Origin of the sequence: Prosthecobacter sp. (assembly GCF_044232965.1) — a bacterium.
Lineage (GTDB): Bacteria > Verrucomicrobiota > Verrucomicrobiia > Verrucomicrobiales > Verrucomicrobiaceae > Prosthecobacter.
The window spans coordinates 1-14,744 of sequence record NZ_JBIIKX010000056.1; the positions used below are offsets into that span (position 1 = coordinate 1).

Genomic DNA, 14,744 nt, shown 5'->3' on the forward strand with positions numbered 1-14,744 from the left:
TTCAAAGCGCAAGGCGGCGGAGGAGCGTGAGGCGCACAGCCTGCAATTGATCGCCGAGGGAGCGCCATCCAGCGCGGTGTTGGAAGCCATCACGCGCAATGTGGAGGCCGGGCATCCAGGCATGCGGTGCAGTGTGATGCTGGTGGATGCCTCCGGAACGCGCCTGCAGATGAAGATCGCGCCCGGTCTGCCTGACTATGCCAGGGAGGCCATCGACGGCATGCCCATCGGCCCCCAAATGGCCTGCTGCGGGGCGGCGGCGCACTCAGGGATGCGGGTGATCTGCCCGGATGTGTTGGCAGACGCGCGCATGGAGCCTTTTCACAAAATGGCCTCCAAGGCCAGCCTGCGCGCCTGCTGGTCGGAACCGATCATCAACAGCAATGGCAAAGTGCTGGGCACGCTGGCCTGCTACCACGCGGTGCCCCACGAGCCTGCCCAGGCAGAGATTCAAACCGTCGCCAATGCGGCGCGCCTCGCCGCCCTGGCGATCGAACGCGAGTGGAAGGAACAGGCGCTGCGGATCAGCGAGGAGCGCTATGCGCGCGCGCTGCGCGGCACCACGGACGGCTTGTGGGACTGGAACATCGTGACCGGCGATGTCTATCTCTCTCCCCGCTGGAAGCAGATGCTGGGTTTTACCGAGCACGAACTGGCGAACAACCGCGAGGAGTCCTTCCTGGCCCGGCTGCATCCTGACGACGTGCCGAAGGTGCGTGCCGCGCGACAGGCGCATTTTGAGCGGCGCGAGCCTTACCAGGTGGAATTCCGTCTTCGCACCAAGGCCGGAGACCACAAGTGGTTCGTCGCCCGTGCGCAGGCAGACTGGAATGAGCGTGGCGAGGCGGTGCGCATGACAGGAACCATTTCCGACATCAGCGAGCGCAAGAAGGCCGAACAGGCGCTGGAGGAGAGCGAGCAGCGTTTTCGCGCCGTGTTTGAGCAGGCGGCGGTGGGGATCGCGGTCATCGAGACCGCCACGGGCCGTTACCTCAGCGTGAACCAGCGCATGTGCGAGATCAACCACCGCACGCGTAAGGAGATGCTGCAACTGACCTTCATGGACGTGACGTACCCGGACGACCTCCAGGATGATCTGAACCAGATGGAGGATCTGAAGGCGGGCAGGATCAGCAGTTTCAACATGGAGAAACGCAACGTGGTTCCCAACGGCGACCTGACCTGGATCAATCTGACCGTCGCTCCCATGTGGCGTCCGGGCGAGCCGCCGCTGCGCCACATCGCGGTGGTGGAGGACATCACCGAGCGCAAGCAGGCGGAGTTCAATTACCGCCGGGAGCTGGCCTACAACCAGGCGCTGGTGAACCACACCTCGGCCTTCATCGTTGTGATGGACACCGAAGGCCGCTTTGTGCATGCCAACACGGCCTTCTACACCACGATGGGTTACAGACCAAAGGAGGTGCGGGGCAAAACAGCTTGGGAAATCGGCCTGATGGACGATCTGGAAGTGCCGCGCTCCAAAGAACGCTTCGCCCGTCTTCTGCGCGGCGAGGACAACCCGCCCGCCGATGTGCGCCTGCGCGCCAAAAATGGTGAATGGCACACGATCGAGCTGCGCAGCACGTCCACCCGCAAGCCGGATGGCAGCCCGGACCGCATCATCATCACCGGCACGGACATGACCGAGCGCAACCGCCTGCAACGCGAGGTTCTGCGCGTGGTGGAGCAGGAACAGGCCCGCGTGGGGCATGACCTGCATGATGGCGTGGGGCAGACGATGACCGGAATGGTCATCATGATGGAGGCGTTGGAGGCGGAGTTGAATGGTGAGGCGAAGGTGCATGCCCGACGCATCCACGAACTGATGAACGAGTCGGTTGCCGAGGTTCGCCGCATGTCGCACGGGCTGTCCCCCACGAGTGTCAAATACCGGGGGCTGGGAGGCGCCTTGAACCTGCTGGCGGAAACCGTGCGCACGAACTTCCGCAATCCTTGCAGTTGCGATGTGGACGCCACAATCGTCATCAACAACGATGACAAAGAGGCGCACCTGTTTCGCATCGCCCAGGAGGCGGTGAACAATGCCCTGCGTCATGGCAGGCCAGACAAGGTGAAGATTTCACTGCGCGGCACAGACCAGCGTGAATGCGAACTGCGCATCGAGGATGATGGCGTCGGCATCAAGAAACCGAAGTCTCCCCAGGAAAATGCCAACGGCGGCATCGGCATGCGTGTGATGGAGTACCGAGCCAATCTCATTGGCGGCAGGCTCAAAATTCAGAACAGACCCAAGCACGGAGTCATCGTCACCTGCCACTTCGAATGCGATGAGGCCAAAAAGGCGAAGTCCCCGAAAAAACGAAAGCCCGCCAAGTAACCAGGCCCGCTCACTCTCGCGTGATCAGCTCGTCCAGGTTCAGCACGATGCGCGCTGTTGCCACCCAAGCCGCATTTTCGGACGCGGGAATATTTGAAACAGCGTGAGGGCCAATCGCGGCTTTTGCCTCATCAGGAGGACCGTTTTTGTAAGTGTAGCGCGCTTCATCGAGCAGTTTCGTCATCGCAGTGAGCTCGTGCTTCGTCGGCTCTCGTGAAACACAGGCGCGGAGCGCTCGCGTGAGGCGGGAGGCGTCATCTTTGAGCGCTGCGTCGGTCAAAACACGTTTCGCTAGGGCTTGCGCCGCTTCGGAGAAGGCTTCGGCGTTGAGCGTGGTCAGGGCTTGCAGCGGCGTGTTGGAAACGGTGCGCTTCACGTTGGTCGTGTTGGCATCCGGGCAGTCGAAGGTGGTCAGGTCGGGGTGCGGAGCGGTGCGCTTGAAGAAGGTGTACATGCCACGGCGGTAGCGGTCCTCACCTTTGCTCGTGGTCCACTTGAAATTGCCCGCGTAACTCAGCGCGTCGATGCCCTCGGGAATCGGCGGGAAGACACTCGGGCCGCCGATCTTGGCGGAAAGCAGGCCACTAGCAGCGAGGTAGAGGTCGCGCACGATCTCGCCATCGACACGCAGGCGATTTTGACGCCAAAGCAGCGTGTTCTTCGGATCGATCTCCATCACCTTCGGCGGCAGATTCAACGGAATGGCTGAGCTTTGACGATAAGTGGCCGACATCATGATGGTCTTGAGAATTTTCTTCCGGCTCCAGCCTTGTTTCATGAATTCATCCGCCAGCCAGTCGAGCAGTTCGGGATGTGTGGGCGGCTCGCCGCGCACACCGAAGTCCGCGACGGTGCGCACGAGGCCCTCGCCGAACAAACGGTTCCAGAAGTGGTTCACGGTGACGCGTGGTGTGAGCGGATTGTTCCGGCTGACGAGCCAGCGTGCCAGATCGAGGCGCGAAGCACCTTTCACGGGCGGCAGAATGCCCAAAGCCGCAGGGACGACCTCGTCCGCAGGCTGAAGAAAGTCGCCGCGATGCAGCAGGTTCGTTTTGCGCGGGTTGTTGCTCCGCTGGGCGATCACGCGTACGTCCATGACCGGTGGCTTGGGCAGTTTGGACTCCGCCTCCTTGAGAGCGCGATCTGCAGCGACGACTTCAGGATCAACCTTGGCCATCCATTCCCACAGCGGCAGGATGACGACTGGATTCCGGCGTTTCGGCTCCTCGCTGAGGATTTTGCGAATCGCCTCGGGCGCGATGCTGTCCTCCGTTTCTTCGCTGGCGACCAGGACACGGAAACGGCCAATGGTGTGGCTGATCTGCTTGTAGTTTTGATCGAGGCGCAGCGTGAGCTTGTCATTGGGCTGCAAGATGACGGGATCGGCGAATTGCAGTGAAAGCGCGTGCTTCTTGCCGGTGGCACCGGCAACGGCCCAGCCGGTTTGATCATCCGCATCGAGCGTCTTGTCGGCGGTGAAGGTCTTCTGCTCGAAATCGGCCTTCGGGGAGTGCAGGATAAGTTCCTGCGTGGTTTTGCCGCGTTGCAGCGTGGCGGTGAGCTTGGTGAGCACGAAGTTGCCATTCTTGTGGTTGCCAGGGCCTTGGCCGGGCAGCGAGGCATCTGGCAGCACCTCGATTTGCAACGCGGTGATGGGTTTGGCGTGGCCGTTGATCTCCAAGGTGTAGCTGTCAATCTTTGGCGCTTTGTTTTGCGCGAGGAAGGAGCCGTCGGCCTGCTTTTGCAGCTTGGCGGAAAGCGCCTTGGCATTGGAGACCGGCAGCGGCTCGAACTTCTGCACCGCTTTGGCTGCGGCGGCCTTGGTGAGGCGATCTTTGATCCCTTTCTCCCACTCAGGCAGTTTCACCGGCAGCTCGGCTTTCGCGGCGTCGAGAGCTTGGCGCAGCGGAATGAGCTTCTTCACAGCGTCGCCGTTCTTCTTCTCGTATTCGGTCCATGCTTCGGGCGAACTGGGCACCTGGCGGTTCACTTCGTCGCCGTTGTTGAAGTAGGCGAAGAGCTGGTAGTATTCCTTCTGCGTGATCTGATCGTATTTGTGCGTGTGGCAGCGAGCGCAGCCGACGGTGAGGCCGAGCCAGATGGTTCCGAGCGTCTCCGTGCGGTCCATGCAGGCCTCAATGCGGAACTGCTCCTGGTCGGTGCCGCCTTCGGTGTTGGTGAGCGTCTGGCGATTGAACGCCGTGGCAACGATTTGCTCGGGCGTGGCATCAGGCAGCAAATCTCCGGCGAGTTGCTCGATGGTGAATTGATCGAAAGGCAGATCGTCGTTGATCGCACGGATCACCCAGTCGCGGTAACGCCACGCATCGGGGCGCGGACGGTCTTTCTCATAGCCATCGCTGTCCGCGTAGCGCGCCATGTCGAGCCAATGGCGGCCCCAGCGCTCGCCGAAACGTTCGGAGGCGAAGGCGCGATCCAGCATCGCTTCGTAAGCCTTGGGCGACTGGTCCTGCACAAACGTATCGACTTCTTCCAGTGTGGGTGGAAGGCCGAGCAGATCGTAGTGAACGCGGCGGATCAACGTGATGCGATCCGCTTCAGGCGAGGAGGCAATGCCCTTCTCAGCGAGCTTGGCGCGGATGAATTCGTCGATGCCGCTGCCTTTGGGCCGTGTGACCGGCGTGTAAGCCCAATGCGCCACAAACTTGGCGCCTTCGGCGATCCACTGGCGCAGCACTTCGATGTCGCGCGCTTTGACCGGATGTTTGGCGCGATGCTTCGGCGGCGGCATCTGCTCCTCGGGATCAGCGGAAGCGAGACGTGTGATCATCTCACTTTCATCCGGTTTTCCAGGCACGATGCCGTGCGCACCGCTTTTCAGCGCCTTCAGCGCGAGTTCTCGGCTGGTGAGCACGAGACCGCCTTTGGAATCATCCGGACCGTGGCATTCGAGACAGTGCTCGGCAAAGAGCGGCTGAACGTCGCGGGCAAAATCAACCGGCGCGGCGTGGGCGACCGCTGTGGCAAGAAAGAGAGGGGTAAAACGAAAAGCAGACACACAGCCTAAACGCCATGTGTCTGCTTCGTGTTGCGCTTGAGCGCGTCAGATCAATGCTTCAACAGCCACTCGGTCGTGCGTGGATTGAAGTCGCCCATTTGCTCCCAGTGGAAGGCGTGGCCGGCATTGTCGTAGAGGTGCAAGTCCGCGCCGGGGATGGCGGCGGCGACTTCCTGGCTCATCCACTGCGGGGTGAAGGTGTCGTTCTTGCCACCGATGACGAGGGTGGGGCACTTCACGTTCTTGAGTTCGTTGAGCGTGTTGTGCGTCATGGCGGCGGCGCTTTGCGCCTCCGTGGCGTGGAGGGGCTGCGGTGCGGGGTTGACGGCGGCGTCTTTGAGGCCCTGCTGCATGTTGTTCCAGCAGTCGTCGTTGTCGAACCAGGGCTTGGTGAAGATGAGCATCTGAATCCACTGCATGAAGTCTTCAGGACGCATGGTGGCCTTGGCCTTGATAAGGTGCTGCCAGGTGTAGAGGCCGAAGCGGTCCTGCCGCGCCCAGGTGCACATGAGGATCATGCTTTTCACCTTCTCCGGGTGACGCAACGCGAGCTGCTGGGCGATGACGCTGCCGAGCGAGCAGCCGACGACGCGGGCTTGCTTGATGCCGAGCTTGTCCATGAGGCCGGCGTAGTCATCGGCCATCATGGCGGTGGTGTAAGGGCCGGCGGGCTTGTCGGTCTCGCCCACGCCACGGTTGTCGCCGAGGATGCAGCGGAAGTGCTTCTCCCAGGCCTGCGCATGCGCGTCCCACACGCCGCCGGGGGCGGTGACGCCCATGATGCAGACGAGCGGTTCGCCGCTGCCGCGTTCCTGATAAAACATTTTGATTCCGTTGGTTTCGACGTGGGGCATGGGGAGTGGTTCTTGGTTCGAGGTTCTTAGTTCAAGGTTGAGGCGGGGATTTGAGCAGGAAGGCACGAAAGCAACAAGCAAAAATCACCTGCTGTGTGGCGAAGTGCGTGCATGATAGCGACGCCCTCATGTCCGAAGCCAAACCTGCTGCTCCTGTCACTGCCACCCCGCCGTGGGAGGCGAAACGCCCGCCTTCAGGCCGTGGCATGCTGCGAAAGCTGGTGATGCTGCTCGTGGTGGGTGGTGTGGTCAGCCTGGTGCTCTTCGCTTTAAAGCCGCGCCCGATTGAGGTCGAGGTGGGCGTGGTGCAAAACGGGCCGCTGACCGTGGATGTGAGCGAGGAGGGCAAGACGCGCATCCGCAACCGCCACATCGTCGCAGCACCAGTGGCAGGCAGCATGCAGCGTGTGACTTTGAAGCCGGGCGACAAGGTGGAGAGCGGAAAGACCGTGCTGACGCGCATCGAGCCGGTGCTGGCACCGCTGCTAGACTCACGCTCCATCGCGCAAGCTCAGGCGCGGGTGGATGGAGCCGCCGCCGCGCGCAGCCGGGCGAATGAAGCGCTCGAAATAGCCCGCACCGGCCTGAAATACGCGAACACGAGCTGGGACCGCATCAAGAACAACACCGACAAAGGCACGATCTCCGAAACGGACCGCGACACCTTCGAGCGTGAGGCGGAGATGAAGGCCCGCGAGGTGCGCGCCGCAGAATTCGCGCTGCAAGTGGCCGACTTCGAACTGGCGCAGGCCAAGGCGGCGCTGCTGCAGCTCGAATCGCCCGCCGAGGGCGGCAAATTCATCGAAGTACACGCGCCCGTGAGCGGTGTGGTGCTGCGCGTGCAGCAGGAGAGCGCCACGATCGTCGCCCCAGGCACGCCGATTCTTGAAATCGGTGATCCGACGGATTTGGAGATCGAGGCCGAGATTCTTTCGCGCGATGCGGTGGCGATCCAGCCGGGCGCGTTGGTCACGGCCGAGCAGTGGGGTGGCGAACCGGCCAAGGCGCGAGTGCGCCGTGTGGAGCCCGCCGCCTTCACCAAAGTCTCCGCGCTCGGCGTGGAGGAGCAGCGCGTGCTGGTGCTGAGTGATTTCGTGGAGCAGACGCCCGCGCTCAAGGCGCTCGGCGACCGCTACCGCGTGGAAGTCCGCGTGGCCGTGTGGCACAGCGATGACACGCTGCTGGTTCCCGCCGGCGCGTTGTTCCGCGAGGGCAGCGAGTGGAAGACCTTTGTGTTTGATGCTGGAAAAGCCAAGTCCGTCATCGTCAAAGCCGGGCGCACCGATGGCCGGATGATGCAGGTGCTCGAAGGACTGAAACCGGGCGACGAAGTGCTCCTGCACCCGCCGGACAACGTGACCCATGGCAGCGAGGTGGTGAAACGGGCGGAGGCGAGATGAAAAAAAGGCGGCCTCTTGCGAGGCCGCCTGGAAGAACGAACTGAAGTTCGGGTCTGCTTTAGACCTTCCAGTCGCCGCGGTATTCGCGGGTCAGCCACTTGTCGTCGCCGCCGCTAATGAATTTGTGCTCGGTGGGGTTCCACTTGATGTTGGCTCCATACCAGTAGCCGAAGTTCATGAGGTGGCAGGCAATGGCGCTGCTGGCACCGACGCCAGCGTGGCAGATGGGCTGCTTGCGGCTCTTCATGCAGGCGACGAAGTCGGCGATCTGATCCTTGCTCTCGTAAAGAGAGACCTTCTTGTCCTTGAGGAAGTCACGCTCGGCGAGGGCGACTTCGCGATCGACGGAGGTGCCGGTGGATTGATCCTTGCCGTGGAAGGCGTGGACTTCTTTGCCACCGAGGCTGAGGGCAAATTTGCCGCGTCCGACGTTCACCTCGCCCTCGGTGCCGTGGAAGGTGCAGCCGTGGCTGCCTTCTGCGTGAGAGAGCACCGCTCCGCTGGCGTAGATGAGCTGGCAGCCGCGCTTGGCGTTTTGGTAATCAGCGGGCGCTTTGACCTCAACGGGGCCGTTTTCATCCATGCCGAGACCCCACTGGGCGATGTCGATGTGATGCGCACCCCAATCGGTGATCATGCCGCCGCCGAATTCGCGGGTCTTGCGCCAGTTCGGGAAGGTTTTGCTTTCGCCCACAGGGCAGAGTTCGTGGTTGAAAGGCACGAGCGGGGCCGGACCACACCACATGTCCCAGTCGAGGCCTTCGGGCTTCGGTTCTTCGGGGTAGGCGTTCGGTTTGGCGGGATCGCCGATGGAAATGGTGATGCGCTCGACTTTGCCGATGACGCCGTTGCGCACGAGTTCGCAGGCGATGCGGAATTCCTTGCTGGAGCGCTGCATGGAGCCGGTCTGAAGCACGCGGTTGTGCTTTTGGACGGTTTCGACGACGGAGACGGCCTCATGGATGTTGTGCGTGAGCGGCTTCTCACAATACACGTCCTTGCCATGGCTGAGGGCGCTGTTGGTGATGATGGCGTGCCAGTGGTCCGGCGTGGCGATGCACACGGCGTCGATGTCAGTGCGCTCGGTGATCTTGCGGAAGTCGCCGGTGGTCTCGCAGGGCTTGGCGTTGCCACCGCTCTTGGCGTAGTGGTCGTCCACTTTCTTTTTGTAGAGATCGCGGCGCACGTCATAAACGTCGCAAACGGCGACGACCTCGATCTCGGGATACTGGAGGAATTTGCTGATGAGGCCGCCCATCTGCTTGCCGAGGCCGATGAAGCCCATGCGGATCTTGCCGTTGGCCGATTGCGACCAGAGGCGTGAGGGCAGGATGAACGGAGCGGCGACGCCAGCGGCGGCGGCCTGAATGAAATGACGGCGTGAGGATGCGTGTGGCATGGGTTGAGTTGGGTGGGGTTTGAGGGTGGAGCATTACTGGCGGTTTGCCAAGTCTCTTGCACTCGCGGTTGGCGTGGGTATCCGACAGGCATGGAGTTTTCAAAACAGCGCCTGGGGCAGTTGATCGTGGTTTCCGGCCCTTCGGGCACCGGCAAGACGACGCTGGCGCGCAAGGTGTGTGATCGCGGTGAGGCGGTATTTTCCGTTTCCTGCACGACGCGTGCGCCGAGGCCGGGCGAGGTGGACGGAAAGGACTATTTTTTCCTGACGGAGGAGGATTTCCTGGCGCGGGTGGAACGTGGCGAGCTGTTTGAACATGCGCGTGTGCATGGGCGGCTCTACGGCACGCTGAAGCGCTACGTTTTTGAAAATCTGGAGCGCGGCGTGGATGTGATCATGGACATCGACGTGCAAGGCGCGGCGCAGGTCCGCGCGTGTGAGGATGACCTGGTGAAGCGCTGCCTGCTGGATATCTTTGTGATGCCGCCGAGCCTGGATGAGTTGCGCAATCGTCTTTCTGGTCGTGCGACGGAGGATGCGGCGGCGTTTGAGCTGCGCATGCAAAACGCGGCGGCAGAGATGGAGCACTGGCGCAAGTATGGCTATGTGCTGGTGAGCGGCACGCGTGAGGACGATGCGCGGCGGTTTGACGCGATCCTCGAAGCTGGGCGGATGCGGACGAGCCTACGCTGATCACGACTGCAATCCGGCGTCTTTGAGCGCTGGAAACTGAGAGCGCCAGTCGCGGACGATGGCGGGATCGAGTTGGGCGCTGATGACGCGCTCTTGCTCGGCGGCGTCAGCAATGATGATGCCATGAGGATCGACGACGAGGCTGCGACCGGTGTAAGTGAACAGGGGATCGGTGCCACAGCGATTGACACCGATGACGTAGCAGAGGTTTTCGATGGCGCGGGCCTGGAGCAGCGTGATCCAGTGCTGGATTCGTTTCACCGGCCACGCGGCGATGTAGATGAGCACTTCGGCTCCGACGCGCACAGCGTCGCGGGCGAGTTCAGGGAAACGCAGGTCGTAGCAGATCAGCAGGGCGATTTTGAGTCCCTGCCAGTCGAAGACATTCACCTTCGTGCCTGCGTGGTGCGCCTCGTCCTCGCCCCCCAGGCTGAAGGGACGGTTTTTCGTGTAGCGGGTGAGCAACGTGCCGTCGGGCGCGATGGCGAGGGATTGATTCCAGCCCCGGCCGTCGGGCGTTTTCGTGACAAGACCGCCGATGACGCAGCATTGGTGTTGAGCGGCGATTTCGCGCAGAAACTGCTCCGTGGGGCCATTCTCCGGCTCGGCGGTGAGGGGGAGGTTCATGCTGAAGCCGGTGGAGAACATCTCCGGCAGAACGATGAGCGCGCCAGGCTGCGGATTCGCATCGGCGACGAGTTTTTTCACCTTCGCGTGGTTGGCGGCATGATTTTCCCAGATGGGATCGAGTTGGACGAGATGGACGGTGGTTTTAGGGCACATTGCTTCCTGGAAACCTAAAACCATGTCCATGGGGGAATCTCTGTATTCCACATGTGTCCGTTGTCGGGGTGTGGTCGGTGTCATAAGCCCCAATTGTTAAAATTTAATCGCATGACAGCTTTTGTGTTGACGAAAATCAATCGGTCTGTGCAACATAAACGCGACATCAGTTTTTGGAATAAAAAAATAAAATACAATCCATGAACAAAACAAACACTTCAGTGTTCTGCCTCCAACCGCTGCGCAGCATGTTTCAATTGGCAATTTCCTTCCTGCTAATATTAACGCTGGGAATTCCAACCACAGCTGCGCTCGCTGATGACCCAGTTAACTATGAAGATGCTGCGCGAGAGATAGATACGCAGGAATTGCTAGAAGCGATGGAAGCTACTCATGACGAGATTGATAGCTTGGAGGCCAGAATGCTAGACCTGTTTTATACAGCGGAAGATGCTATAAATTATGGGGAGGAGCCCTATCTGAGCGACAGCGATGGTGGCTATATGTCTGGAAATGAAACGGTTGAAATGTGTCTGGATAGCATATGGGAATCATATCAAGACTGGAATGACTTTAATGATCAATTAGATGTTCTTTACGAACTGTGGGACGAAGCAAATTGGGATGGGAGCTACTATGTTTCAATGTAGGCACATCAACCAATAGCATTGAACTCAATGAAGGTAAAAATGCCATTGATGCTACTGCTGCCAATCATAGTCGCGGCTTCCCTAATTTACGTTAACGACAAAAAGTTGGCAAAAGAAGTAAAGAAAGAGGTGCAACTTCCTTTAAGCGAGGCTTCGAATGAACGATTGCCTTCCGATCCTCAGGAAGTAAAAGGTTCGCTCTCGCAAAGGATTGCTGACGAAGTCCAAAAAACAAAAAAGCTAATCGACGATAGGAAAACGTCACGAAAAGTGCTCCCGTGGGAAAAGTCTGACGAAGGGATTGAGCAGTTTTCTGCCAATTTATGGAAATCTCAACGCGTAAAATATGTCGAGCTCTTCAAAAGTTGGAGCTTTTCAGAGCAAGCGATTGCAAAGATGGAGGATATTATCCTTCATCGAGATACAGAAACTCGAAAGCTAGCCAAGCAATTAGATGAAGTAGGGTCCATGACACCAGAAAGTGAAAAGCTAGCCGCAAAAAAGAGGGAGCTAAAAGTCCAGGCAAACGATCAACTGAGAGTCATATTAGGATCAGATAAGCTAAGTGAGTTTGAGGCTTGGGAGAAAAACAAAAAAATGCAATCCTTGAAAAGTGTTTTTGATGCAGCCCGATAACGTTTGCAAGAAGAGGTAAGCTCGATTCTTGGCATCCCTTGCCAAGAGTCGATTTGGGCGAGGTGTCTATTCACAGCCGCTCGGGCCTGGCACCGGGGCTGAGGCGTTTGGAGGTTTCGGGGTCGCTGTTGCGGGCGCGGACGCCGATGAAGCCGCTGGCGGAGAGGATGGTGAGGCCGCAAAGGATGGCGAAGGTGTCGAAGGACATCACTTTGAGCATGGCAAAGGCCAGCGAGGGCGCAACGAGGCCGCGCATGCCGGTGAGGAAGGTGTGGACGCTCATGTACTCGGCCACGGCGTGCTTCGGGGCCAGCTTGGTGACCCAGAGCGCCCAGGTGACGTTGCCACCGGCATTGGCCATGCCCCACAGAGCCATGCCGAGCGTCCACCAAAACAGACTGTGACCGAGGTAGAAGCACAGAATGCCTGCGGCAAAGAAGACATTCAGCACGGCGCGGACGGTGAAGAGATGAAAGCGGTCATACACCAGCCCCCAGGGGTAGGAGAACAGGATGCGCGCCAGCACCGGGATGACGCCGGTGATCCAGGCCACCTCAAAAGCTGGCAGGTTGATGCCATGACTCGGGTTGGCGAGGTATTCGACGAAGAGGCAGGCGGCGGCGAGGTTGCCGATGCCCATGATCATCCAGGAAATGAGCAGCATGCGGAAGTCATGATCCTCACGCACCCAGCGCCAGGCGCTGCCGAGATTGGTGCTGGAGTTCTCGGGGGCCTCCCAAGGCGTGGCAGGCAGGCCGTAGGTCCAGAAGCCGGAGATGAAGCCACTGGCGGCAAAGGCCCAGAGCAGCCAGATGTAACTGCCCATGTCCCAGCCGAGCAGTTTGCCGCCCGCAAAGCCAAAGCACATGGCGGCGGCGGCACGGGTGACACCGGTCACAGCGTAGAGCTTACCACGCGCGGCGGCGGGGTAGTTGATGCGGTAGATTTGCGTCAGAAGCGGAATCTGCATCGACAGGCAGAAGAGCCCGAGGCTCAAACCGCCGATGTAGAGCAGCGGATCATGCGGAAAGGCGGCTGAGACAGCCATGCAGGCCCCGCCGAGCATCTGCACCTTCGCGGCGGTGCGCGGGAGGGTGCTTTTAGCCCGCAGCAGCAGCGGGACGACAAACAAGCTGGCGACCATGCCGCCACTGGTGGCACTGAGGAAGACGGACTTCGCCACATCCCCCATGTGAAACACGCGGACGGCAATGAGCATGCCGAAAGTGGCCGTCAGTGTGTCAATGACACCGGAGGGCAACGAGCGCCAAAGCTCATTGCGCAAGGTGCGGGAGGTCGCGTCAGTCACGCAGGCTTCATCGCATGCGCGGAGCCTGTAGTCCAGCAGTGGGGCGATGGATCGACACGCCGGGCAGCCGACCCATCAGCCAATCGGTGAATCCGCAGGCTTTCAACCCACTGAGTCACCGATCCACCAACTATAAATCACGCGGCTTTTTTCGATTTCTTGGCTGCCGGAGCGGCCTTGGCGACGGATTTCGTGGAGGCAGGGCGCTTCACCAGCTTTGGAGCGGGCATGGGGACGATGGTCAGCCATTCCTGGTAATGAAGCCAGGTTTCGCTGCCCTCATCACGCAGGTAATCGGTCTCAGAGAGAAGGCCGCGCTTCTGGAAATCGAGGATTTCCTTCTTAGCGAAGGGTCCGAATTCAACGAAGGAGCGGCTGAGATAAACGAGGTCTTTCATGGGTGTTTATTGGAGGGATGTTAGGTTTTGGGGGAGTGAAGCTGTATCATCGAACAGGATGTGGAACAAGCAGCATTCTTGCCACAGTTCCACACAACTTTGGCAAAGGATGCGTCACATGCTTCCGGGCTGCTCTTTTTCAAAAAAGGGGGGCGCGGCGCTTGCGGCAGCCGTCAGCGACCTCTAGTTTATATGACAAGTAATGATTATTTGCCTCGAATCGTCCATCCTCGGTGGATACCTTTCCAATGAAGTGCCAGGCTTGGTGACCGGGGTCCTGCATCTGGCCGGACAGTCACAGCCTGTGCGGGTCGAACTGGTCGGTAATTTCCTGCGTGACATCGCCGGCTGCCGAGTGGACTTCCACAATCCGCTGCCGGAGGTGAACGAGAAGCAGGTCGATGCCCTCTCTCCGCTCCAGCACGGATACAGCGGACTCATGACGGCGTCCTATCGAGTGGCAAAGCTGCCGAGAAGGCGCTCACAAGGCGATACTACCACAGCCCTGCCGATACCCCCTGGATTGAAAAATCTGCTGTTTTTTGAATGGTTCAACCAGGACCAGCAGCGGGTGCTCATCCAGTCATGGCATCTGCACCTGCGTGTCTCAGCGCCGCGCTGGCAGCTCACGAAAGAGGAAGAGGCCGCGCTGTTGCGCCAGAACCGTGCCCGGCGAAAGCATTACCTGCTCGGCAAAAGCCCGAACTCTAGATCGGCCGACGCGCTGCACAGTCCTGGCTATGATGATCCCTTCCAGCCCACCAAACCGGGGTGTGATCCCTTCGGCCCAGCCATGGATGAAAGTCGCCCACCTCATAAAAAGGGGGCTCGTGCCCAGAATTCGGCCGAAAAAGACCCGGTGAAGCGCTCGTCGGCCCTGGCCAAGGAACTACGACGCTTTCAGGGGCTGCTGATTTTCAATGAGGAGGTGCGCACCCGGCCCGCCGTCCTTCGGCTGCTGTCCACAGTGGCAGACCTTGCGGCGCATCTCGTACATGTGCTGCGGCAGTTTGCGGAATCGCAAAAGGAGCACTGGGATTTTCTTGTGGTGGATCTGGAACAGAGCCTGCCGTTGTTTGCCGCCGCCCTGAACGCCACCGACAAGCTGGTGCAGCAAAATCCCGGTGGCGCGGACATGCAATGGCTTGCCGGTGTGCAGGCCAGCCTGCTGAACATCGAGCTGCGTATGCGCGAGCTTCTGGGACTGCTGCGCTAGACGGAAGCGTGGTTGATCCGTGTGAGGCTTGCGTCTAGCATGGAAG

Annotated in this window: 12 protein-coding genes; 6 read left to right on the forward strand and 6 right to left on the reverse strand. The window is 60.0% G+C overall.

Translation table 11 applies throughout. The features are described from left to right. A partial coding sequence (locus ACILSI_RS19670) for a PAS domain S-box protein (RefSeq protein WP_395723616.1) occupies positions 1 to 2,341 on the forward strand: 2,341 nt, incomplete at its 5' end. Positions 2,342 to 2,351: 10 nt separating this feature from the next. On the opposite strand, the gene ACILSI_RS19675 is transcribed toward ACILSI_RS19670, so the two are convergent. Together ACILSI_RS19675 and ACILSI_RS19680 are read right to left on the reverse strand one after the other, a co-directional pair. Next, positions 2,352 to 5,360 carry a PSD1 and planctomycete cytochrome C domain-containing protein gene (locus ACILSI_RS19675; protein WP_395723617.1) on the reverse strand — a complete coding sequence of 1,003 codons (3,009 nt, stop codon included), beginning with the start codon at positions 5,358 to 5,360 and terminating at the stop codon, positions 2,352 to 2,354. A gap of 50 nt (positions 5,361 to 5,410) precedes the next feature. After that, the gene (locus ACILSI_RS19680) at positions 5,411 to 6,214 is read right to left on the reverse strand and encodes an alpha/beta fold hydrolase (protein WP_395723618.1); all 804 of its coding nucleotides are present in this window, start codon (positions 6,212 to 6,214) and stop codon (positions 5,411 to 5,413) included. A gap of 128 nt (positions 6,215 to 6,342) precedes the next feature. On the opposite strand from ACILSI_RS19680, the gene ACILSI_RS19685 reads away from it, so the two are divergent. After that, positions 6,343 to 7,614: an efflux RND transporter periplasmic adaptor subunit gene (locus ACILSI_RS19685; RefSeq protein WP_395723619.1), complete on the forward strand. Its 1,272-nt coding sequence runs from the start codon at positions 6,343 to 6,345 to the stop codon at positions 7,612 to 7,614. Between the two features lie 58 nt (positions 7,615 to 7,672). Here ACILSI_RS19685 and ACILSI_RS19690 read toward each other — a convergent pair whose 3' ends face one another. Beyond that, positions 7,673 to 9,013 (reverse strand): Gfo/Idh/MocA family protein, encoded by a 1,341-nt coding sequence (locus ACILSI_RS19690; protein ID WP_395723620.1) that lies wholly within the window; start codon positions 9,011 to 9,013, stop codon positions 7,673 to 7,675. A gap of 90 nt (positions 9,014 to 9,103) precedes the next feature. Here ACILSI_RS19690 and gmk point away from each other — a divergent pair, with 90 nt between their 5' ends. Next, on the forward strand, positions 9,104 to 9,706 hold the full coding sequence (gene gmk / locus ACILSI_RS19695) for a guanylate kinase (protein ID WP_395723621.1): 603 nt from the start codon (positions 9,104 to 9,106) through the stop codon (positions 9,704 to 9,706). On the opposite strand, the gene ACILSI_RS19700 is transcribed toward gmk, so the two are convergent. Then, positions 9,707 to 10,489 carry a carbon-nitrogen family hydrolase gene (locus ACILSI_RS19700; RefSeq protein ID WP_395723622.1) on the reverse strand — a complete coding sequence of 261 codons (783 nt, stop codon included), beginning with the start codon at positions 10,487 to 10,489 and terminating at the stop codon, positions 9,707 to 9,709. Between the two features lie 200 nt (positions 10,490 to 10,689). Here ACILSI_RS19700 and ACILSI_RS19705 point away from each other — a divergent pair, with 200 nt between their 5' ends. Further along, complete coding sequence (locus ACILSI_RS19705) at positions 10,690 to 11,139, forward strand: hypothetical protein (protein WP_395723623.1); 450 nt, start codon at positions 10,690 to 10,692, stop codon at positions 11,137 to 11,139. A 27-nt stretch (positions 11,140 to 11,166) separates the two neighbouring features. Continuing rightward, complete coding sequence (locus ACILSI_RS19710) at positions 11,167 to 11,775, forward strand: hypothetical protein (protein ID WP_395723624.1); 609 nt, start codon at positions 11,167 to 11,169, stop codon at positions 11,773 to 11,775. A gap of 70 nt (positions 11,776 to 11,845) precedes the next feature. Here ACILSI_RS19710 and ACILSI_RS19715 read toward each other — a convergent pair whose 3' ends face one another. Beyond that, a complete protein-coding gene (locus ACILSI_RS19715) occupies positions 11,846 to 13,084 on the reverse strand; it encodes an MFS transporter (RefSeq protein ID WP_395723625.1) in 1,239 nt (412 codons plus the stop codon). Between the two features lie 137 nt (positions 13,085 to 13,221). Continuing rightward, positions 13,222 to 13,482 carry a hypothetical protein gene (locus ACILSI_RS19720; RefSeq protein ID WP_395723626.1) on the reverse strand — a complete coding sequence of 87 codons (261 nt, stop codon included), beginning with the start codon at positions 13,480 to 13,482 and terminating at the stop codon, positions 13,222 to 13,224. A gap of 202 nt (positions 13,483 to 13,684) precedes the next feature. Here ACILSI_RS19720 and ACILSI_RS19725 point away from each other — a divergent pair, with 202 nt between their 5' ends. Continuing rightward, a complete protein-coding gene (locus tag ACILSI_RS19725; protein ID WP_395723627.1) occupies positions 13,685 to 14,698 on the forward strand; it encodes a hypothetical protein in 1,014 nt (337 codons plus the stop codon). Positions 14,699 to 14,744: the final 46 nt, after the last annotated feature.